Below are 21,792 nucleotides of genomic sequence, written 5' to 3'. Positions count from 1 at the left end.
TGCCTCCAGAGTCATCCGAACAGGAAAAGATCCCGATAGGTCGCCCGCAGAACACCGTCATCGCGTTCGGCTAACCATGGAACGCGCAGGTCGAGGGAAGGTGTTCGGCTGACTTCGCAAATCAACCGGCGCCCCGAGGGGCGCCGTCGCCTCATGCGTTGCTCCTTGAAAGGCCTGGCCTTACACCAGCTTGACGAACTTGCGCTTCCCCACCTGGATGACAGCGCTTGCGAGCAGCGACGGCTCGACGTTGTACGTCTTCGCCGCCAGCGCCTCCCCGTTCACCTTGACGCCGCCGCCGTCGATCAGGCGGCGCGCCTCGCCCGTGCTCTGCGCGAGGCCGGCGTCGTTGAGAAGCTTGGCCAAGTACACGAGCCCCTCGGCGTTCGGCGTGAGGTCGGCTGCGTACTCGGGGATGTCATCGGGGATGTCGTGCTTCTTGAACACCAGGTCGAACTGCTCCTCGGCTGCGACGGCCGCCTCGTCGTCGTGGTAGGCCGCCACGATGTTGCGCGCGAGCGCGCGCTTCACCTTGTTCGGGTGCAGCTCGTCAGCCGCAAGGCCTGCCTCGATGGCGTCGATCTCCTCGACGGGAGCGGTCGATGCCAAGCGGTAGTACTTCACCATGAGCTCGTCAGGGATGGACATGATCTTGCCGAACATGTCAGACGGCTCGTCAGTGAGCCCGACGTAGTTGCCGTAGCTCTTCGACATCTTCTTCACGCCGTCAGTGCCCTCGAGCAGGGGCAGCGTCAGGCACACCTGCGGCTCGAGGCCCATCTTCTCCATGAGCTCGCGGCCGGCGAGCAGGTTGAACAGCTGGTCGGTGCCGCCGAGCTCGACGTCAGCCTCGATGACCACCGAGTCGTACGCCTGCATCACGGGGTAGAGGAACTCGTGCAGGCTGATGGGTTGGCTCGAGGTATAGCGGTTGTGGAAGTCGTCGCGCTCGAGGATGCGCGCCACGGTGAAGTGCGCCGTGAGCTTGAGCAGGCCCTCCATGTCGAGCGAGAGGATCCACTCGGAGTTGTAGCGCAGCGTGGTCTTCTCGGGGTCGAGCACCTTGAACGCCTGGTCGACGTAGGTCTGCGCGTTGGCCTTGATCTGCTCGCGCGTGAGCTGGGGGCGCGTCGAGTTGCGGCCCGAAGGGTCGCCGATGAGCGCCGTGCCGTCGCCGATGATGAGCGTGACGTGATGCCCCAGGTCCTGGAACTGGCGCAGCTTGCGCAGCGGCACCGCGTGTCCGAGGTGGATGTCAGGGGCGGTGGGGTCGACGCCGAGCTTGATGTTCAGCGGGCGTCCGCGCTTGAGCTTCTCGAGCAGGGCCGCCTCGGGGACGATCTGCGCCGCGCCCGACTTTATGATGTGAAGTTGTTCTTCTGGTGAGAGCATGGTTGTTCTTCCTTCTTCGCGATGATGCGGAAACATGATACCGCAAAAGCCGGCAGGCTAGCTCACCCCTCGGTACAAGTGACCGCTCGTGGTGTCGGGAAGCTTGGCCAGGGTGTTGCCGTCAGCCTGCGCCACCTTGAGCGCGCGGACCGCGCGGCCGACCGCCTGGGCCGCCTGCTCTCCGTTCATGAGCGTGGTGTCAACCAGGAACGCCGAGATGCCGGCTGCCAGAAGGTCGGGGATGGCGGGCACCACGTCGAGCGCCACGCTGTTGTACAGGTGGCTGCGCCCGAGGGCGTCGGTGACCACGGGAAACTCGAAGCCCTTGCGGTCCTTCAGGAAATGCGGGCTTCGGCGCCGCGGGCAGGCGCCGCACTGCTGGTCGCAGGGGCCCTGGCTCATGAGCAGGCAGTGCTCGGTGACCATGAGCTCCTGGGAGCCCGCCACGGTGACGCCGAGCTCGAGGGGCGAACCCGCCGCCGCGTCCTCGATCTGGCGCAGCGTGAGCTCGGGCGACAGCCACGCGCGGCGCGCGCCGAAGTCGTGCAGCACGTGAAGCGCCAGCTGGTTCGTGGCGGGAAGGTGCGGGCCCACCTCGGCGAGCACCCCCATCTCGTCAGCGCGCTGGAGGGCGCCGAGGCTCTCGACGAGCGCCGGCTTGCCCGGCTTGACGTAGCGCCAGGGGTCGAAGTCGACCTGCGCCTCGCGGGCGTCGCCGCACGGGTCGTGGTCGATCACGGGCAGGGCGATCACGCACTGCTTGGGATACCCCGCCTGCTCGGCCGTGCCCGTGAGCTGGCCCGCTATGACGGCCTCGCCGCGGCGGTAGTTGAGCGCCGGGACGTAGATGACGTCGGCGCCGGCGCGCTTCGCCGCTCGCGCGCACACCGGGTTGGTAGCCCACGCTGCGACAAGGCACGCCTTGACGGGGTCGACGCACGCGACGTCGCGGTCCTTCACGCGCGGGAGGCTGCGGCGGCGCCGGCCCTCGAGCAGCGCGTCCTGCAGGCTCTCGAGCGCGGCGGCGCGGCAGTGGTGGATGGCGGAGAAGCCGATGCCCACCCCCTCGTCAAGATCAACGGAGAGGTCCTCGAGCACGAAGGGCGTCGACCCGAGGCGGTCGACGTGCGCGCGCACGTCCTGGGCGGTCACGGCCTTGGTGCGCGCGGCCTCCACGACGGACCCCTCGGCGTAGCCGGAAGGAGGCGCTGAGGCGAAGCGCGCGCCGAGGCGGGCGGACACCGTGCGCGCAAGCCCCCCTTCGCCCTGCGCGAGCGTGAACTCCATGGAAAGCGGCGCGCCCTGGCGCAGCGTCACGCGCCCGCTGACGGGAACGCGCGGCTCGAGCGCGTCGTCAGCGAAGGCCGCCTCGGCGCTGCGCACGCGGAACACGCGGTCGCTCGCGCGCACCGAGCGCGTCTTGCCGTCAAGCGCAAGTGACGCGAGGCCGTCCTTGACGGGCGGGGTGTCGGCGAGCGTCAGCGCGACGTGGCCCTTCTTCGTCCAGAACTCGACGACGTCGCCGGCGACGAGCCGGCAGCTCGAGGCTACGAGCGCGCGCCCGTCCCTCACCGCGCTCACGCGCCCGACGAACTGGCCGCGGTTGTTGGGGCGCTGGTAGCTCATGATGTCGTTGCCGCGCTCGCCCTCGAGGTACGCCGTCGTGAAGCCACGCGAGAACGAGGCCGCGAGCTCGTCATGCTCGCCTTTCGTGGCAGCGACGCGAGCTGACGCGCCCTCCTCCTCGGCGGCGAGGACGCGATCGAGCACGCTGCGGTAGACCGCCGTCACAGACGCCACATACTCGGGAGACTTCATGCGTCCCTCGATCTTGAGCGAGGACACGCCCACGCGCACGAGGTCGGGCAGAAGGTCGACGGTGCAGAGGTCTTGCGGCGAGAGCAGGTGCTCGCCCGGCGACGGGAGGTCTTTGCGGAGCGCCGCGTTCTTAAGCTCGTAGGGCAGGCGGCACGCCTGCGCGCACATGCCGCGGTTCGCGGAGCGCCCGCCGATCATGGACGACATGAGGCACTGGCCCGAGTAGCACACGCACAGCGCGCCGTGCGCGAACGTCTCGACCTCCATGTCGTAGGCCGCGGCGCAGGCGGCGAGCTCCTCCACCTCCCCGAGCGAGAGCTCGCGGGCCAGCGTGACGCGCGCGGCGCCCAAGCGCGCCGCAGCCCTGATGCCGGCGGCGCTGTGCGTGTTCATCTGGGTTGACACGTGCAGGCGCGCCTCGGGCAGCGTGCGCGTGAGCTCGGCGGCCAGCCCGATGTCCTGCACGATGAAGGCATCGGCCCCGACGCGGTACGCCTGGCGCGCGCATTCGAGGGCCTCGGGCATCTCCTGCGGGAGCACCACGGTGTTCATGGTCACATACACGTTGACGCCCCGCAGATGCGCGTACGCGCACGCCTGCTCGAGCGTCTCGATGGTGAAGTTGTCGGCCCCGCGGCGCGCGTTGAACGCCTCGAGGCCGAGGTATACGGCGTCTGCCCCCGCGCTCACCGCCGCGTGGAGCGCGGCGACGTTGCCGGCGGGGGCCAAAAGCTCAACGTTGTTCATTTACAGCTCAGTAGCCTTCTTGTCGGTTTCCTCAAGCAGGGACACGCCCTCGTCATAGAGCTCCTGGATGGACTTGACGCGCTCATCGTAGGTGGCGTAGTCGAAGGGGTGCTCCTCGGTTGCGCTGTCGATCTCGGTGTAGAGCCCGATGTAGGCGTTGAGCGCCTCCTTGAGCTTGTTGCTTCCGTCGACGTAGCCCGTCTGCACGTCATCAAGCCCCTCGGGGACCTCGATGGCGGCCAGCGCGTCGAGCACCTTGAAGGCGTTGTCGGCCTGGGTGCGCATGGTGACGGCATCGCCGCGCGAGACGGCGTCCTCGAAGCTCTCCAACCGGCTCGAGAGGTCCTCCATGGTCTGGTTCACCGAGGACATGTACTGGCGGCTCTTCGCCTGCTGCTCGTTTGCCGCGCTGTTCTGCTGCGCGCAGCCGGCGAGCGCCGCCGCCATGAGGATGCCGACGCAGGCGAGCGCCAGAAGGCGCGCTATCTTGCTGTGCTTCATGGTTCTCCTATCGGTTTGCCGCAGCATGCGGGCTGCGTTGCCTATGGCTGCTCGTCGCGCAGCTCAGCGCGGTAAAGCTAGTTGCTCGGACTCGGTGCGGCTGATCTTCCCTGGTCCGAGGCGGGAGCGGGCGTGCCCGCGCCAGCGCTTCTGCCTGCGTTGCCGCCGCTTGCGTTGCCGCCGCTTGCGCTTCCGCCGCTCGCGTTGCCGCCGCCAGCACCGCCTGCAGCATTGCCTCCCGCGCCGGCGCTGCCCGTGCTTGCGTTGCCGCCACCTGCATTGCCGCCTGATGACGTGCCTGTGCCGCCGTTTGCGGGAGGTGCGCTCGCGGATGCCGACGAGCTCGCAGAGCTCGCTGCGCTCGAGCTCGCGGAGCTTGAGGCGCTTGAGCTTGCGGAGCTCGACGCGCTCGAGCTCGAGATCGTTCCCGACCCGCTTGAGTAGTAGTAGCCGCCGATGTGGTTCTTCTCGTCGACGAAGTTCTTCTTGTAGGCCGGGTCAGCCGCCGTGGGGAACTTCTCGAGGGGCTCGCCCTTCAGCATCTGGTTCAAGAAGTCCGAGAACACGCTGGTAACTGGATTGTAGACGGGGCTCGCGTCCTCGTACCGCTCGGCGCGCTCGCCGAGCCAGAGGGCCACCGCGTACTGGGGCGTGATGCCGCAGAAGTAGCTGTCCTTCTCCTCGTCGGTGGTGCCCGTCTTGCCGGCAGCCTCCTGCCCGTTCGCCAGGCGCGCGGCCGTGCCCGTGCCGCTCGTGACGACGCCCTTCATCACCTCGACGGCCGCATGGGAGACCTCGGGCGAGAGGACGCGCTCGCCTGAGGGGTTGGAGTTGTCGACGATCACGTTGCCGCTCGCGTCCTCGATGCGCTCGATGCACTCGGCCTTGTAGAGCGTGCCGCCGTTGGCGACCACCGCGTACGCCTGCGCCATCTCGAGCGGCGTCACCGACGCGATGCCGAGCGTGAGGCCCGCCACCTCGGGGAGGTCGGCGGTCATGCCGAGCTTCTCCGCCGTGTCGATCACCTCGTCGACGCCCACCGACATGATGAGGCGGATGAACGCGGTGTTCGAAGATACGGCGAACGCCTTGGAGATGGGAACCGTGCCCCAGTTCGTGTAGCTGTCGTTGTGCACGTGCTCAGATCCCGGCACGTCAACCCACGTGCTCGCGTCGATCATGGTCTTCGGGTCGATGCCCGCCTCGAGCGCGGCGACGAGCGTGAAGAACTTGAACGACGAGCCGCACTGACGGCCGTTGGTGCCGTCGCCCGTCGCCATGTTCACCTGCGTCGCGCTGTAGTCCTTGCCGCCGATCATGGCCTTGATGTGCCCGTTGTCGGGGTCGAGGGCCACGAGCGACACCTCGTACTCGTGTCCCACCGCGTCGAGCTTGCGCTCGGCGGCGGCCTCAGCTGCCTCCTGCGCGTGGAGGTCGAGCGTGGTATGCACGGTGAGCCCGCCCTTGAACACCTCGTCGACCGAGAACTTGTAGCGCCCGTCGGGGTCGAGCAGCTGCTCGCGCACGTAGGAGGTGAAGTACGGCTGCTCGTAGATGCCCGTCTCGGAGGGCTCCTTCTCGTTGAGCGTGATGGGCTCGGCCTTGACCGCGTCAGCCTCCTCCTGGGTGACCACGCCGTTCGACACCATGCGGTCGAGCACCACGTTGCGGCGCTTCGTGCTCTGATCCTCGTTGAGGCGCGGGTCGTTGTAGGTGGGTGACTGCGGGATGCCGATGAGCGTGGCAGCCTCGTTGAGCGTGAGGTCGGTGGCGTGCTTGGAGAAGTAGCGCTCGGACGCCGCCTCGATGCCGTAGGCGCCGGCGCCGTAGTTGATGGTGTTCAAGTACATGAGCAGGATCTCGTCTTTGGTATAGATCTGCTCGAGCTTGTAGGCGAGGTACATCTCGCGGACCTTGCGCTTGAACGAGATGTCGGTCATCTCGTCGGAGAGGATGGTGTTGCGCACGAACTGCTGCGTGATGGTGGACGCGCCCTCGAGCTCGCCGCCCATGAAGTTGTTCAGCAGCGCGCGGCCGACGCCGACGATGTCCACGCCGTTGTGCTCGTAGAAGCGCTCGTCCTCGGTGGCGACCGTGCCCTTGGTCACGAGCTCGCTGATCTGGTTGAGCTCGACCGGCTCGCGGTTCACCGCTTGGAACTCGGCGAGCAGGACCTGCTCGCCCGTCTCGGAGTTCGTCGCGTAGACGAGCGAGGGCTGGGCGGTGTTGAGGGCCTCGACGTTGGTGTAGTCGGGGAGGTCCTGCAGCCACGTCTGGCACAGCGCGGCGACGCCGACGACGCCCGCGATGATGACCGCGGCGATCACCGACACGACGGCGAGCAGGATGGTCTTCCCGTTTCTCTTCTTGACGCCATGGCGGCGTTTGATCGCGCGTGAGCCCACTGAAACCTCCGTTCAAAACTCGCCTCATTGTATCATCGAGCGCATATGCCGCGCCCAAGAGTCAACTTTGAAAACAAAAGGTCACATCAAAAGGCGGAATTCTTCACGAAGTGCGGCGACGGGCGACGATGTGCGCGCCTTGGGGATGAAGCCGCGCGCATCGTGGAAACGCCACTGCGCGCATCTTGGGGCCGCCGCGCGCCTTCGGGCCTGCCGCCGCGCGCCTTCGCTACAGCCGCGGGATGCGGCCCTCGTCTTGGTCGAGCCTGCCTGAGGCCTCCTGCATCTGCTGCCGCACGGCCGCATGCCCGGTGCCGCCGTAGGTGGTCCGCGCCGCCACGATGGCCTCGAGGTTGAGGGCGCTCGTTATGTCGGCCTCGAACAGGTCGCTCTCCGCCTTGAAGTCGTCGAGCGCGAGGTCCTCCAGGTCGCACCCGCGCTTCTCGCACAGGAGCACCAGATGCCCCACCACCTCGTGCGCCTGGCGGAACGGCATGCCGCGCTTGGCGAGGTAGTCGGCCACGTCCGTCGCCGCGAGGTAGCCGCGGCGCGCCTGCGCCATCATGGCGTCGGGGTGGACCGTCATGGTCGAGATCATGCCGGCTGCGCACACGTAGCAGTCCTCGAGCGTCTGGGCTGCGTCGATGGCGCCCTCCTTGTCCTCCTGCAAGTCCTTGTTGTAGGCCAGCGGAAGCGACTTGCACGTGACGAGCAGCGCCACCAGATCCCCGATGACGCGGCCCGACTTGCCGCGGATGAGCTCGGCGAAGTCGGGGTTCTTCTTCTGCGGCATGATCGAGGAGCCCGTGGAGTAGGCGTCCGACAGCGTGACGAAGCCGAACTCGGAGGTGGACCACAGGATGATCTCCTCGCACAGGCGCGACAGGTGCATCGACGACACGCTGCAGGCGTAGATGAGGTCGAGCAGGAAGTCGCGGTCGGACACGGCGTCGAGCGAGTTGGGAATGGGGTGGTCGAACCCGAGCGCGCGCGTGGTCTGGAAGCGGTCGAGCGGGTAGGTGGTGCCCGCGAGCGCCGCCGAGCCGAGCGGGTTGGCGTCGGCTGCCGCGTACGCCGCCTGCAGGCGCTCGAAGTCGCGCGCGAGCATCCACGTGTACGCGAGCAGGTGGTGGGAGAAGAGCACCGGCTGGGCGTGCTGCATGTGCGTGTAGCCGGGCAGGATCACGTCGAAGTGCTCCTGGGCCTGCTTGATGAGCGCATGGCGCAGCGTGGTGTTGGCCCGCATGAGGTCGCGGCAGCGCTTCTTCGCGAACAGGCGCGTGTCCGTGGCCACCTGGTCGTTGCGGCTGCGCCCCGTGTGCAGGCGCGCGCCCGCGTCGCCGATGTTGGCGGTGAGCACGCCCTCGACGGCCATGTGGATGTCCTCGTCGTTCACGTCGAAGGTGAACTCGCCCTCCTCGATGGACCGCTCGATCTCGGTGAGGCCCGCCTCGATGTCCAAGGCGTCCTCGTGGCTGATGACGCCCTGGCGGGCCAGCATGGCGGCATGCGCCTTCGAGCCCGCGATGTCCTGCGCGTAGAGCTGCCTGTCAACCGGGAGCGACGCCCCGAAGCGCTGCGTGAACTCGCTCACGCCTTCCTCAAACCGTCCTGACCACAGTGCCATGATGCGTGTCTCCTCCCTCTCCTCTTGCCTACTTGTATATATGATGCCCGAGCGCGCGATGCCGGCGATGCGGCACCGCGCGCTCGGCGATGCGCGGCGGCGTGTCGCGCGGCGCGCGGCTTACGCCGTGACACGCGCCTCCTTCATGTACGCCTCGGCCTGCTCCACCATCTGGGAGTCAGCGGCGGAGAACTCGTCAGCCGTGGAGGCCACCGGCGTGAACTGCTTGAGGGACGCGCCCATGGCGTGGCGGTTCTTCGCCCACACCTTGCAGGTGAGCGCGTGCAGGTCGATGAAGCCCTTGGCCGCGGCGTGGTCGAACTCGTCGCCGGCGTCGTAGGTGGCCAGCTCGTAGGCGTAGAGCGAGTAGTCGCTCTTGCGCCCGACCACCGTGCAGCTGCCCTTGAAGAGCTTCAGCTTGACGGTGCCGGTGACGCACTGCTGGGTGGTGGCGAGGAACGCGTCGAGGGCCTCCTTGAGGGGCGAGAACCACAGGCCGTTGTACACGCACTCGGCCCACGACTGCTCGATGCCGAGCTTGTAGTGAAGCACGCTGCGCTCGAGCACGAGGTCCTCGAGCGCCTTGTGCGCCTCGATGAGCGCCAGCGCGCCCGGCACCTCGTAGCACTCGCGACTCTTCACGCCCACGAGCCGGTTCTCGATCATGTCGAGGCGGCCGAAGCCGTTCTCGCCGGCGATCTTGTTCATGGCGTAGATGATCTCGAGGTAGCTCATCTTCTTCCCGTCAAGCGCCACGGGCAGGCCGCCCTCGAAGGTGACGTCGACGTAGGCGGGGACGTCGGGGGCGCAGGCGGGGTCGGTCGTCATGGTGTAGATGTCGGCCGGGGGCTCGCACCACGGGTCCTCGAGCACGCCGCACTCGATGGCGCGGCCCCAGAGGTTGTCGTCGATGGAGTACGGCGAGGCCGTGGTGGTGGGGACGTCGATGCCGTGCGCGGAGGCCCAGGCCATCTCCTCGGGGCGGCTGCCCAGGTCCCATTCGCGCACCGGTGCGATGATCTCGAGCTCGGGGTCGAGCATCAGGATGGACGCCTCGAAGCGCACCTGGTCGTTGCCCTTGCCCGTGCAGCCGTGCGCGATGTACTTCGCGCCGAACATGTGGGCCGCGTCAACCAGGTGCTTGGCGATGAGCGGCCGCGAGAGGGCGCTCACCAGGGGATACTTGTTCTCGTACAGGGCGTTGGCGGCCATGGCCACGTTCAGGTACTCGTTGGCGAACGACTCGCGCATGTCGACCACGAGGCAGTCGAGGGCGCCGGTCTTGAGCGCCTTGGCCTTGACCTTCTCGAGGCCGTCGTGCTCCTGGCCCAAGTCGCCCACGAGGGCGATCACGTCGAGGTTGTACTTCTCCTGCAGCCACTTGATGCAGACCGACGTGTCGAGGCCGCCTGAGTACGCGAGGATGACCTTGTCCTTCGGGGCGGAGGTGGAGGTTGCGGTGGTTGTCGTCATGATGTGCGCCTTTCTTGCTATGCGAACGGTTTGCTGCCCTTTCGCGGCGAACACCAGGTTGTTTTCGATTCGCTGCCGCCAAACCCCCGCGACTGGGCGCGGCCGAGTTTGCGGGTCTGGGGAGCAACGACGTGCGAAGTGAGCTGCTGTGCACCACGGCTTTTCCTGAGATGCGGGCGCAGGGCATGCGCCAGCGGCCTGTCTGCTCGGGGCGAGACGAGACGAGGGGAAAAGCACCCTCTCAGATGGACGTTCGTTTAACGTCGTCGCAGACGGCTGACGACGCGAACGTCGGCCGTGGTACGTCGCACGAGGAAGGCAGCGTCAGCCATGGCGCCGGAGAAGCCGGACGCGTGGGCGATATGCGTGACGCTCTGGTGCATGTAAGGCATTCCCTCTCGTACAACCCGCGGGGTTGAGTACCCGCGATCAGCAAAATTGATCGTTCGATATAGTAGCGTAAGAGCAGCGGAATGCAAGGATTTTTTTGCGAAATTTCCCGAAAGCGGGCGAAGGCGCAGACGAGGGGAAGGCGAAGGGAGCGCGACGGACGCGACCGCGGGAGGGCGGCGCGGCGGGCAGATGGCGCGGCCGCGCGAGGGCGGCGCGGCGTGCGGCGGGTGCGGGGACGGCGGGAGGCGAAGGGTCGGCGCGCAGCGTGCGCTGCGCGCCGGAACCGGCGTTACAGCAGCTTCCCCAGGCGCTCGACGAGCGCGTCGACGTGGGCCTTCTCGCAGATGAGCGGCGGCAGGAAGCGAAGGGTGCGCGGGCCGGGGGCGTTCAGCACGAGGCCCGCCTCGAGGCCGGCGAGCACCACGTCGCCTGCGGAGGGACCGCCCTCTGCCAGGTCGGCGCCCACCATGAGGCCGTCCCCGCGCACCTCCACCACCTGCGGCAGCGCGGAAAGGCGCTCGCGCAGGTAGGCGCCTACCTCGGCCACGTGCGCGCCGAAGCCCTCGCGGGAGAGCTCGGTGAGCGTGGCGTGGGCTGCCGCGATGGCGATGTTGCTGCCGCCGAAGGTGGAGCCGTGGTCGCCCGGGCCGAACGTGTCAGCCGCGTCGCCGCGCGCCGCGCACGCGCCCATGGGGATGCCCGAGGCGATGCCCTTGGCCATGGTGACCACGTCGGGCGTGACGCCGAGGGCTTGGAACCCGTAGGGCTTGCCGATGCGGAAGATGCCGCACTGCACCTCGTCGCAGATGAGCAGCGCGCCGCGCTCGGCGGTCAGGCGGCGGGCTGCGGCCATGAAGTCAGCGGTGCACGGGTGCACGCCCGACTCGCCCTGGATGCACTCGAGCATGACGGCGCAGATCTCGTCCCCGCGCTCGGCGAACAGCTGCTCGAGCGCCGCCACGTCGTTGAGGGGCGTGGCGACGAACCCCTGCGGCAGCGGCTGGAACGCCTCCTGCTTGGCGGGCTGCGCCGTGGCGGCGAGCGTGGCGAGCGTGCGGCCGTGGAAGCTCCGCTCGATGGTCACGATGAGGCGGGGCGCCGCCTCATCCTGCTTGCCCGCCGCGACGGCCCGCTTGCGCGCGTAGAGGCGCGCGAGCTTGATGGCGCACTCGTTGGCCTCGGCGCCCGAGTTCGCGAAGAACGTCTTCCACGCGCTGCGCTCGGCGGGCTCTACCTCGGCGTTCAGCAGGTCGGAGAGCATGCGCGCCACCTCGCCGCGCTTCTCGATGTAGTAGTAGTTGCTCACGTGCATGAGCTTGGCCGCCTGCTCGCTCACGGCGGCGACGAGCGCGGGGTGGCAGTGCCCCAGGCTCACCACGCCGATGCCGGACAAAAAGTCGAGGTACTCCCTGCCCTCGCTGTCCACGAGCGTCATGCCCGAGCCCTCCACGAACTCGACCGGCTTGCGGCCGAACGTGGGCATCACGTAGCGGCTCTCAAGCTCGGCTTCTTGCTGGTAGGTCATTTCTCTTCCCTTCGAAAATAAGACATGTAGAAACAAGTATAAATCGCATGGTCTGTCAAAGTCAGCGAGGGCTTCTGAGGCGTTCCAGATAGCTCCGCCGCGCGGCTGAGCGTACTTCGGTACGCGAAGGAAAGCGCACAAGGGGCTAGGTGGAATGCATCAGAAGGCCGCAGCGTCGAGCATTCCGCCCGTTCCGTCAGGACGGGCGGAATCTCATAAGTTCCTGTTCTCGATCAGCTTCGCGGCGAAGTTGCCCACGGGCGACACGACCGACGTGTCGGGCGCGCCGGGGCGCGCGATCATGGTGCCGATGCCCTTGTCGGTGAGCAGCTCGAGCAGAAGCGCGTGCGGCGTGATGCCGTTGATGATGTGCGCGCGCATGACGCCCGCCGCGAGCGCCGTCACGCAGGAGCGCAGCTTGGGGATCATGCCCGTGGACAGCGTGCCCGAGGCGATCATGCTGCGCGCCTCGTCGAGCTTCATGTTCGAGATGAGCGTCTCGCGACGGGGGTAGTCCTCGTACAGGCCGTCCACATCGGTGAGGAACACCACCTTGTGCGCGCCGATGGCGGCGGCGATGTGCCCGGCCGCCACGTCGGCGTTGACGTTGTAGCAGCCCGAGTCCTCCCCGATGGCGACCGACGCGATCACCGGGATGTAGTCGGCGGCCACCAAATCCTCGATGAGCGCGCTGTTGATGCGCGTGATGCGGCCCACGCGGCCGAGGCGCGCGTCAGCCTGCTCGGCCACGATGATGCCCGCGTCGGCGCCGCTGATGCCCACGGCCATGTTGCCGTGCTGGTTCATGGCCTCCACGAGCTCCTGGTTCACCTCGCCGGTGAGCACCATGCGCACGAGGCCCATGGCCTCATCGGTCGTCACGCGCTGCCCGTCGACGAACTCCACGGGCAGGTTGAAGCGCTCCATGGCGCGCGTGATGGCCTTGCCGCCGCCGTGCACGATCACGGGGTTCACGCCGATGATCTTCAGAAGCACGATGTCGGCCATGACCTCGGCGCGCAGCTCCTCGTTCTCCATGGCCGACCCGCCGTACTTGATGACCACGGTCTTGCCCGTGACGTTCTTGATCCAAGGCATGGCCTCGGTGAGGACCTCGCCGGTTATGCTGGAAACGCCGTGGGGGCGCGTCTGGGAGTCGTAGTTCATGAGCGGTAATCTCCGTTGATCGAAACGTATTCGTGGCTGAAGTCGCAGGTCCACACCGTGGTCGCGCAGGCGCCCTCCCCCAGGTCGGCGTCGATGACGATCTCGGGCTCCTCGAAGCGCGCGAGCGCCTCGTCCTCGTCGAACTCGACGGTGAGCCCGCCGCGGCACACCGGCATGCCCATGATGTCGATGTCGACGTTCTCCTGCGCAAAGCGCGCGCCGCTGCGTCCGAGCGCGGCGGCGATGCGGCCCCAGTTGGCGTCGCGCCCGTAGACGGCCGTCTTGGTGAGCGGCGAGTTCGCCACCGTGCGCGCCGCCGCGTCGGCGTCGTCCTCGCTCGCCGCGCCGCGCACGTTCACCGTGACCAGGCGCGTCGCGCCCTCGCCGTCGGTCGCCATGGCGCGGGCGAGCGTGACGCACACCTGCGCGAGCGCCTCCTCGAAGCGCGCGAAGGCGGCGCTGCCCGGCTCGAGCGGCGGGGCGGCGGGGGCGGCCGCGCCGCTCGACAGGATGAAGCACGAGTCGTTGGTGGACGTGTCGGAGTCCACCGTGATCTTGTTGAAGCTCGCGTTCACCGCGCGGCTCAGCGCCGCGTGCAGGTCGGGCGCCGCGACAGGCGCGTCGGTGGTGATGACGGCGATCATGGTGGCCATGTTCGGCATGATCATGCCCGAGCCCTTCGCCATGCCGCCCACCGTGAACGTGGCGCCCTCGTAGCCGACGCCCTCGCCCGAGAAGGTGACGGCGCACTCCTTCGGGTGCGTGTCAGTGGTCATGATGGCCCGCGCCGCGCTGGCGCCGCCCGCGCGCGAGGCCCTTGCGAAGGCCGCCGGCACGCCTGAGGCGAACGGCTCGAGCGGCAGGTGCACGCCGATGACGCCCGTGGAGGCCACGAGCACCTCGTCGGAGGTGCAGCCCACGGCGTCGGCCGTGATGCGCGCCGTCTCGCGCGCGGCCTCGCGCCCGATCTCGCCCGTCGCGGCGTTCGCGCAGCCGGAGTTGATGACCACGGCGCGCGCGGTGCCGTAGGCGCCCGCGCCCACGCCGCCCTCGGACAGGCGCTCCCGGCACACCTGCACGGGCGCGGCGCAGAACACGTTGGTGGTGAACACGCCCGCCGCGGCGCTCGGCTCGTCGGCCACCACGAGCGCGAGGTCGAGCCGGTCAGGGTCGGCGCGGAACCCCGCGTGGACGCCCGCGGCCGCGAACCCCTGCGCCGTGGCGACGCCGCCGTCCTCAACGTAGGCGCAGCCGAACCGCTGCGCGTAGTCGTCGTTGGTGATGCTCATCTGCTGGCCTCCTAAACGGGGACGGAGACGTAGTCGAGGCCCGTCGTCTCGGGCAAGCCGAAGACGATGTTCGCGCACTGCAGCGCCTGGCCCGCCGCACCCTTGCCGATGTTGTCGATGGCGCCGATGCCCACGATCATGCGCGCCGCCTCGTGCACGACCACGCCCACGTGCGCGCGGTTGGTCCCCGCCACCGACGCCGTCTTGGGCAGCTGCCCCTCCGGCATCACCGCGACGAGCGGGGACGACGCGTAGAAGTCCTGGTAGAGCTGCACGAGCTCGGACGTGCTCGGCAGAGGGGCGTCCGGCGAAAGCGGCATGGTCACCGTGGAGAGCAGCCCGCGGTTGAGCGGCGCGAGGTGCGGCGTGAACACCAGCCCGCCCGCGCGCAGCCCGAGGATCTGCTCGATCTCGGGCGTGTGGCGGTGCGTCGCCACGCCGTACGCCTCGAGGTTCTCGTTGGCGAAGCAGAAGTGCGTGCGCTCGGTGGCCTTCTTGCCCGCGCCGGTCACGCCCGACACCGCGTCGACCACGACCACGCCCTGCGCGTCGACGAGCCCCGCGCGGATGGCGGGCGCCGCCGCGAGCGAGGTGGCCGTGGGATAGCAGCCCGCGCACCCCACGAGCGCCGCGCCGCCGCGCGCGCGCTCAGCCGCCGCGCGCGCCAGCTCGTCGCCGGTGAGCTCGGGCAGGCCGAAGGCGGCCTTCTGCAAGAGGTCCGCGGCCGTGTGCGGGGTCTTGTACCAGCGCTCGTAGGTCTGCGGGTCCTTCAGGCGGAAGTCGGCCGAGAGGTCGACGACCGTCACGCCCTGCGCGACGAGCGCGGGCGCCATGCCGAGCGCCGCCGTGTGGGGCACGGCGAGGAAGACGACGTCGCACGCGCTGAGGTTCGCCTCCGCATGCGTGGAGAAGGCCAGGTCGGTGACACCTGCGAAGGCGGGGTACGCCTTCGCGAGCGGAGTGCCCGCCAGCGCGTCGGACGTGGCGGCCACCAGCTCGAAGGAGGGGTGGGCGAGCACGAGGCGCGCGAGCTCGATGCCCGCGAAGCCCGCCGCGCCGACGATTCCTGCTTTATAGGTCATAAGTGAGTCCTCGATTCAGATGGAAGCAGAGCGACCCCCGCGCCGAGGCGGCGGGAAGTCGCGAAGATACGTGATGGAGGCGCGCAGTCAGCCAGATGGGAGCGCCCGCTTTCGCAAGGCATCGCTTGAGAGCCCCGTTCGATGACAGGGTCAGGTGCGGCTGCTGCGCCACAGACGTCGTCGAGGAGCCAGCGCGCCTGCGCCGGCGAAGATCTGGGTTTTGCCGTCCAATTCCACGATCTGTCCTCGTTTTCGATGCCCTCTGCGCCCATGACCGCTGACCGTGCTAATATGAGCGCTTAACTTGAGGGTATTTTACACAAGTTCTGTTACATGGCGCTTAATTTTAAGTTCAGGAGTCGAATAATGACCGAGATCGACCAGCCAGCGCGCAAAGACAACATAGAAGCCATCGTCTCGTTCTTTGAAAGCGGCGTCAAGGACCGCGCCGAGAGGCTCGGCATCGAGCTCGAGCACACGCTGCTGCACCGCGACGGGCGCGCCGTGTCCTACAGCGAGGAGCACGGCACCGAATGGCTGCTCGAGCAGCTGAGCGCGCACTACACCGTCGAGACGCGCGACGCCGAGGGCGACCTCCTGGGCGTGGCGCGGGGGCCGCAGGCCGTGACCATCGAGCCGGCGGCGCAGGTCGAGCTCTCCGCCGGCCCCTTCGCTGACCTCGACGACGCCCGCGCGTGCTTCGAGGAGTTCGAGGAGCGCATGGCGCGCGCGCTCGAGCCGACCGACGTGCGCGTGCTCACGCTCGGCTACCACCCCACCGCCCGCGCCGCCTCGCTCGAGCTCATCCCGAAGCGCCGCTACGAGCTCATGAACCGCTACCTGGGCGCCATCTCTCCGTTCGGCGTGCGCATGATGCGCGGCAGCGCCTCGACGCAGGTGTCCCTCGACTACACCTCCGCAGAGGACTGCCTGCGCAAGCTGCGCCTGGCCTTCGCGCTCACGCCCGTGCTGTCGCTTCTGTGCGACAACGCGCCCGTGTTCGAGGGCGCGCCGCGCCCCCACGAGCTGATGCGCACCGAGATCTGGAAGTTCTGCGACCCCGACCGCTGCGGCGTGGTGCCGCACGTGATGGAGGCCGGCTTCACGCTCGAGGACTACGCAGCCTACATCCTCGACGCGCCCGCCATCCTCTCCCCTGACGCCGACGCCGACGGGCAGTGGCGCTTCGACGAGCGCACGTTCGGGGAGATCTACGCCGAGGTCCCCATGCAGCAGGCCGACGTCGAGCACGCGCTGTCCATGTTCTTCACCGACGTGCGCCTCAAGACCTACATCGAGATCAGGCCGGCCGACGCCATGCCCGTCCCCTACGTGATCGCCTACGCGGCGCTCATCAGGGGGCTGTTCTACTCCGCAAGCGGCCTCGACGCGCTTGACGAGCTGTTCGCGCAGGTGAGCGCCGATGACATCGCATGTGCGAAGGAGTCGCTGATGGAGGCGGGCTACGAGGGCGCGATCTACGGGCGCCCCGCGGGCGACGTGGTCGACGACGTGATGCGCATCGCGCAGGCGGGGCTGGCCGAGAAGGACCGCGCGCACCTGGAGCCGCTGGCGAAGCTGGCCCGCGAGCGCACGACGCTCGCGCGCCTCGCCTGTCGGGAAGATGTGCGCGCGTAGGCGGGGCGAGCAGGCAGAGCCCGCGGGCGTGGTATAGTTCTCGCATCATGGGAGACAAGCGAAAGGAACGCTTCATGAGCAACGAGGGAAAGACCGTCAAGGCGCATTACCGGGGCACGCTTGACGACGGCGAGCAGTTCGACTCGTCCTACGACCGCGGCGAGCCCATCGAGTTCACCTGCATGGCGGGCCAGATGATACCCGGCTTCGACCAGGCCGTGGTCGACATGCAGGTGGGCGAGAAGAAGACCGTGCGCATCGAGCCCGAGGACGCCTACGGCGAGGTCCGCGCGGAGCTCATCCAGGAGGTGCCCATGGAGAACGTGTCCAACGCCGCCGAGCTGCCCGTGGGCCAGACCGTGTACATGCACGGCCCGAACGGCCAGCCCATGCCGGTCAAGGTGGTGAAGATCGAGGACGGCATGGTGACGTTCGACATGAACCACCCGATGGCCGGCAAGGCCCTCAACTTCGAGATCGAGCTGGTCGAGGTCAAGTAGCACGGCCCTGCGCGCAGGGGCGCGCGAGGAGGCGCTCCGCGCAAGGCGCGACGTCGCACGGCACGACGCGCCCGCATGCGGAAGGGGCGCGCGAATTTGAGCGGTTCGAGGAGGCCCCGCATGTTTGAGCATGCGGGGCCTCCGTGCGCTCGCGGCTAGTTCGCGTACATGCTGGCGTAGGGGCGCGACGAGGCGGGGCGCAGCCGCCAGAAGCCCTCGCCGTCATCCGCGAGGGGCGCGCCGAGCTCGTCGGCGAACGCATCGTTGTAGCGCCCGAGCAGATCGCGCAAAAGCTCCTTGTCCGCCTCGTCCACCGCCTCGAGCACCAGCCCCTGCGGCACGTCCCGCGCGTCCAGCTTGCTGCGCAGGTAGATCACGCCGCCGTGCATGCCCGTGGCCAGGTACTCGCCCGGCCTGCCCAGAAGCACGATGACGCCGCCCGCCATGTACTCGCCGAGGAAGCTCCCCGCGTCGCCGCCGATCACGATGGTGGGGCGCTTCTGCTCGTACTGCTTCATGTGGATGCCCACGCGCCAGCCGCACCCGTCGCGCACGAAGATCTCGCCGCCGCGCATGGCGTAGCCCGCCGCATCGCCGCAGCGCCCGTGGATGACGATGCTGCCTGCGTTCATGGTGTTGCCGATCTGGTCTTGGGCGTTGCCGAACACCTCGATGGCGCCGCCGTCCATATAGCAGGCCATGTCGTTGCCGGGCGTTCCGTGTATCTCGAGGCGCTTGCCCGCGGGCATGGCGCAGCCGAGGTAGCGCTGCGCGTACACGCGATGCAGCTCGACCACGTCGGCGCGCTCGAGCGCCGCGCGCACCTGCTCGTTGGCCTCCTTGAAGTGAGCTGTCCCCAGCTCGACCGATACCCGTGCCGTCAGTTCCTGGGCCACCTCTACGCACGCTCCTTCCAGCCGCGCTCGTCACGATCTGCGGGGTAGCACTTGTGCAGGCGCTCCCAGCGCGTCTTCTGCGAGAAGTCGAGGTTTGCCGGGGCCTCCTCGAAGATGCGCTCGTCAAGCTCGTCGAGCAGGACCTCGTGCTCGATGAGCCACGTGTAGATGCCTGCGTTCTCGGGCCGGTTGAGCAGGATGTAGCCCACCAGGCGCCCGGCGCGCGTGACGAACTTCGCGTAGCGCGCCCCCTCGGCGATGACGCGCACCTCGCAGCCCGCGTCCGCCGCGGGGTTGATGACGCCCGCCGTGAGCAGCGACGCCTCGAAGAAGTCGACTGCGTTGACGGCGAAGCTCCCCCGGTAGGGCTCGGCCTCGGCGGCGCCCGCCATGTGCAGGCCCGCGAGCCTGCCCTGGCGCATGGCGTTGGGCCACAGGGCCAGGGGGCGCTCGGCGCCGTCGAGCACGTCGGTCACCTGGACGACGTCGCCGGCGGCGTACACGTCGGGCAGGCTCGTCTGCAGCGCCTCGTCGCAGATGAGGCCGCGTCCCTGCGCGGCGCCGGCGCTCACCGCCAGAGCGGAGTTCGGGCGCACGCCCACCGCGGCCACCACCATGTCGCAGGAGACCTCCTCGCCGTTGGTGAGGACCGCGCCCGTGATGCGCTCCCCCTCGCCGAGAAGCTCGCTTGCGGAGACGCCCGGCGAGCACGTGATGCCGTGCTCGCCGATGAGCCCCTGCAGGACGGCGGCGCCCTCGGCGTCGAGCACCGCGGGCAGGATGCGCGGCGCCAGCTCGAGCACGAGGATCTCGTCGGCGTGGTACGACAGCGCCTCGGCGGCCTTGAGGCCGATCAGGCCCGCGCCGATGACCATGATGCGACTCTCGCGCCCCTGGGCGTGCGCCGCCTTCGTGACCTGCTCGGCCATGTCCCAGGCGGCCTTCGCGTCATCGAGCGTGATGAACGTGCAGACGTTGCCCTTCCCGGCAAGCCCCTTGATGGGCGGCGTGAAGGGAACCGACCCCGTGGCGAGCAGGCACTTGCCGTACGCCACGCGCTGGCCGTTGGCCAGGCGCGCCTCATGAGGCTCGGGGTCAAGCTCCACGACCTCGAACTCGGGCCCGAGCAGCGCCTCTATCCGCTGGTCCTCGTAGAAGCCCGCCGGCTTGAGCCAGATCTTCTCCTCGGCGGTCTTGCCTTCGATCAGATACGAGATGAGGGGGCGTCCGTATGCGGGATAGGGCTCGCGGCTGACGACGGTGATGGAGGCGCCTTCGTCATGCGCGCGTATCTGCTCCGCCGCCGTCACGCCGGCGGCGGAGTTGCCGATGATGAGGTAGTCGGTCTTGAGGTTCGCCATGCTAGCACTCCTCGCTTTCCACGTAGATGAGCGCGCGGTTGGGGCACGCCGCCACGCAGCTGGGCTCGCCCGGCTCGCCGAGCACCTCGCCGCACAGGTCGCACTTGTAGGCGACGCCCTTATCGACCACGTCCTCGACGCGCACGGCGCCGAAGGGGCACATCGACACGCACGTGCGGCAGCCCACGCACTTCTCGGGGTCAGACGTGACCACGCCCGTCTTCGGGTTCTTCGTCATGGCGCCCGAGATGCATCCCTCGACGCACTTGGGATGGGCGCAGTGGCGGCAGTTCACGGCGAGGGAGAGCGTCTTGCCGCCCTCCACGCGCACGCGGTTTCGCGGGGCGGGGAACTCCAGCGTGAACGCCTTCACCGTGTTCTTGCTCTTCGAGTGGAACGTCTTGCAGGCCACCTCGCAGCGCCTGCAGTCGATGCACCAGGACTCGATGGCGTAGATTCGCTTCATATCATCACTCTCCCGCGTACTTCACGCCGAGGATCTCAAGCTCCTTCTCGTTGAGCCCCACGCCGCGCAGCATGAGGCGGTTGCCGCGCAGGCTGTCGATGGCGTTGATTCCCATGCCGCCCATCATCTCCTGGATCTCGTGGTTCCAGCCGCGGATCAGGTTGACCACGCGCTCGGCCGCGATCTCGGGGTTGAGGCGGCGGGTGAGCTCGGGGCGCTGCGTTGCGATGCCCCAGTTGCACTTGCCGCTCGAGCAGTCGCCGCACTGGTGGCACCCCAGCGCGATGAGCGCCGCCGAGGCACAGTAGACCGCGTCGGCGCCGAGCGCGATGGCGCGCACCACGTCGGCCGAGCTGCGCATGGAGCCTGCGGCCACCAGGCTCACCGTGGAGCGGATGCCCTCGTCGCGCAGGCGCTGGTCGACAGCGGCCAGCGCGAGCTCGATGGGGATGCCCACGTTGTCGCGAATGCGCTTGGGCGCGGCGCCGGTGCCGCCGCGGAAGCCGTCGACCACGATGATGTCGGCTCCTGCGCGCGCCATGCCCGACGCAATGGCGGCTGCGTTGTGCACGGCGGCGATCTTCACCGCGACGGGCTTGGCGTAGCGCGTGGCCTCCTTCAGCGAGAAGATGAGCTGGCGCAGATCCTCGATCGAGTAGATGTCGTGGTGGGGCGCCGGCGAGATGGCGTCGGTGCCCTGGGGGATCATGCGCGTGCGCGACACCTCGGCGTTGATCTTCTCGCCGGGCAGATGCCCGCCGATGCCGGGCTTGGCGCCCTGGCCGATCTTGATCTCGATCGCGGCACCCGCCGCGAGGTAGTGGGGGTCGACGCCGAAGCGGCCCGAGGCCACCTGCACGATGGCGTTCGCCGCGTAGGGCTCGAGGTCGCGGTGCAGGCCGCCCTCGCCCGTGTTGAAGTACGTGCCCAGCTCGCGCGCCGCCATGGCGAGCGACATCTGCGCGTTGAGCGAGATGGAGCCGAAGCTCATGGCCGAGAACATGAGGGGGACGTCGAGCTTGATCTGCGGCGGCATCGGCGACACGAGCTTGTGCTCGCGCTCGTTGACCTTGAGCATGCCGGGGCGGCCGCCTAAGAGCACACGCGTCTCCATGGGCTCGCGCAGAGGGTCGATGGAGGGGTTCGTGACCTGGCTCGCGTTCAGGAGCAGGTGGTCCCAGTAGATGGGGTACGGCTCGGGGTTGCCCATCGAGGACAGGAGCACCGCGCCGGTCTGCGCCTGCTTGGCGATGTCCTGCATGTAGCCGAGCGTCCAGTTCGCCGACCCGCTGTCGACCTGGGGCCATTTGGTGATGGCGATGGCCTTCGTGGGGCACATGACCACGCAGCGCTGGCAGTTCACGCACGCCGCGTGGTCGGCCACCACGCGGCCGAGGTCAGGGTCGACGTGGTGGACCTCGTTCGCGCACGAGCGCTCGCACACGCCGCACTGGACGCACAGGTCGCGGTCGCGCTCCACCTTGTAGCGAGGAAGCAGGTAGTCGAGCATGT

Annotated in this window: 16 protein-coding genes; 2 read left to right on the top strand and 14 right to left on the bottom strand. The window is 68.5% G+C overall.

Going from position 1 to position 21,792, the window contains the following annotated elements; all coding sequences use genetic code 11:
- Positions 1–180: 180 nt before the first annotated feature.
- The 10 genes from tyrS to argC all read right to left on the bottom strand — a co-directional run bounded on the left by tyrS (position 181) and on the right by argC (position 15,419).
- A complete protein-coding gene (tyrS, locus tag HRL41_RS04675; protein WP_172135769.1) occupies positions 181–1,392 on the bottom strand; it encodes a tyrosine--tRNA ligase in 1,212 nt (403 codons plus the stop codon).
- Between the two features lie 57 nt (positions 1,393–1,449).
- The gene (locus HRL41_RS04670) at positions 1,450–3,957 is read right to left on the bottom strand and encodes a DUF3656 domain-containing protein (protein ID WP_172135768.1); all 2,508 of its coding nucleotides are present in this window, start codon (positions 3,955–3,957) and stop codon (positions 1,450–1,452) included.
- Positions 3,958–4,458 (bottom strand): hypothetical protein, encoded by a 501-nt coding sequence (locus HRL41_RS04665; protein WP_172135767.1) that lies wholly within the window; start codon positions 4,456–4,458, stop codon positions 3,958–3,960.
- A 77-nt stretch (positions 4,459–4,535) separates the two neighbouring features.
- Positions 4,536–6,863 carry a transglycosylase domain-containing protein gene (locus tag HRL41_RS04660; RefSeq protein ID WP_371808799.1) on the bottom strand — a complete coding sequence of 776 codons (2,328 nt, stop codon included), beginning with the start codon at positions 6,861–6,863 and terminating at the stop codon, positions 4,536–4,538.
- A 229-nt stretch (positions 6,864–7,092) separates the two neighbouring features.
- On the bottom strand, positions 7,093–8,490 hold the full coding sequence (gene argH / locus HRL41_RS04655; protein WP_172135766.1) for an argininosuccinate lyase: 1,398 nt from the start codon (positions 8,488–8,490) through the stop codon (positions 7,093–7,095).
- A 120-nt stretch (positions 8,491–8,610) separates the two neighbouring features.
- The gene (locus HRL41_RS04650; protein ID WP_172135765.1) at positions 8,611–9,963 is read right to left on the bottom strand and encodes an argininosuccinate synthase; all 1,353 of its coding nucleotides are present in this window, start codon (positions 9,961–9,963) and stop codon (positions 8,611–8,613) included.
- 682 nt (positions 9,964–10,645) lie between these two features.
- Positions 10,646–11,881, bottom strand: a complete 1,236-nt coding sequence (locus tag HRL41_RS04645) for an aspartate aminotransferase family protein (protein WP_172135764.1) — start codon at positions 11,879–11,881, stop codon at positions 10,646–10,648.
- Positions 11,882–12,094: 213 nt separating this feature from the next.
- Positions 12,095–13,048, bottom strand: coding sequence for an acetylglutamate kinase (gene argB, locus HRL41_RS04640; protein WP_165172300.1), 954 nt, complete (start codon positions 13,046–13,048; stop codon positions 12,095–12,097).
- Positions 13,045–14,337, bottom strand: coding sequence for a bifunctional glutamate N-acetyltransferase/amino-acid acetyltransferase ArgJ (argJ, locus tag HRL41_RS04635; protein ID WP_172135763.1), 1,293 nt, complete (start codon positions 14,335–14,337; stop codon positions 13,045–13,047). Before argJ ends, argB begins: the two co-directional genes overlap by 4 nt.
- An 11-nt stretch (positions 14,338–14,348) precedes the next feature.
- A complete protein-coding gene (argC, locus tag HRL41_RS04630) occupies positions 14,349–15,419 on the bottom strand; it encodes an N-acetyl-gamma-glutamyl-phosphate reductase (RefSeq protein ID WP_172135762.1) in 1,071 nt (356 codons plus the stop codon).
- 366 nt (positions 15,420–15,785) lie between these two features.
- Here argC and HRL41_RS04625 point away from each other — a divergent pair, with 366 nt between their 5' ends.
- Both HRL41_RS04625 and HRL41_RS04620 read left to right on the top strand, forming a co-directional pair.
- Positions 15,786–17,057: a glutamate-cysteine ligase family protein gene (locus HRL41_RS04625; RefSeq protein ID WP_172135761.1), complete on the top strand. Its 1,272-nt coding sequence runs from the start codon at positions 15,786–15,788 to the stop codon at positions 17,055–17,057.
- Between the two features lie 74 nt (positions 17,058–17,131).
- On the top strand, positions 17,132–17,557 hold the full coding sequence (locus tag HRL41_RS04620) for a peptidylprolyl isomerase (protein WP_165172292.1): 426 nt from the start codon (positions 17,132–17,134) through the stop codon (positions 17,555–17,557).
- A 155-nt stretch (positions 17,558–17,712) separates the two neighbouring features.
- Here HRL41_RS04620 and HRL41_RS04615 read toward each other — a convergent pair whose 3' ends face one another.
- Genes HRL41_RS04615 through HRL41_RS04600 form a run of 4 tightly spaced genes read right to left on the bottom strand, consistent with a single transcriptional unit; the run spans position 17,713 to position 21,790 of the window.
- Positions 17,713–18,453 carry a glutamate synthase gene (locus HRL41_RS04615; RefSeq protein ID WP_371808798.1) on the bottom strand — a complete coding sequence of 247 codons (741 nt, stop codon included), beginning with the start codon at positions 18,451–18,453 and terminating at the stop codon, positions 17,713–17,715.
- A 2-nt stretch (positions 18,454–18,455) separates the two neighbouring features.
- The gene (locus HRL41_RS04610; RefSeq protein WP_172135760.1) at positions 18,456–19,814 is read right to left on the bottom strand and encodes an NAD(P)/FAD-dependent oxidoreductase; all 1,359 of its coding nucleotides are present in this window, start codon (positions 19,812–19,814) and stop codon (positions 18,456–18,458) included.
- A gap of 1 nt (position 19,815) precedes the next feature.
- Positions 19,816–20,280: a 4Fe-4S dicluster domain-containing protein gene (locus HRL41_RS04605; protein WP_172135759.1), complete on the bottom strand. Its 465-nt coding sequence runs from the start codon at positions 20,278–20,280 to the stop codon at positions 19,816–19,818.
- A gap of 4 nt (positions 20,281–20,284) precedes the next feature.
- Complete coding sequence (locus tag HRL41_RS04600; RefSeq protein ID WP_172135758.1) at positions 20,285–21,790, bottom strand: glutamate synthase-related protein; 1,506 nt, start codon at positions 21,788–21,790, stop codon at positions 20,285–20,287.
- Positions 21,791–21,792 lie beyond the last annotated feature (2 nt).

It is taken from the genome of Adlercreutzia sp. ZJ473, assembly GCF_013185065.1.
GTDB lineage: Bacteria > Actinomycetota > Coriobacteriia > Coriobacteriales > Eggerthellaceae > CAAEEV01.
Note: the sequence above shows the minus strand (reverse complement) of the source record. Positions and strands in the feature narration are given on the sequence as shown.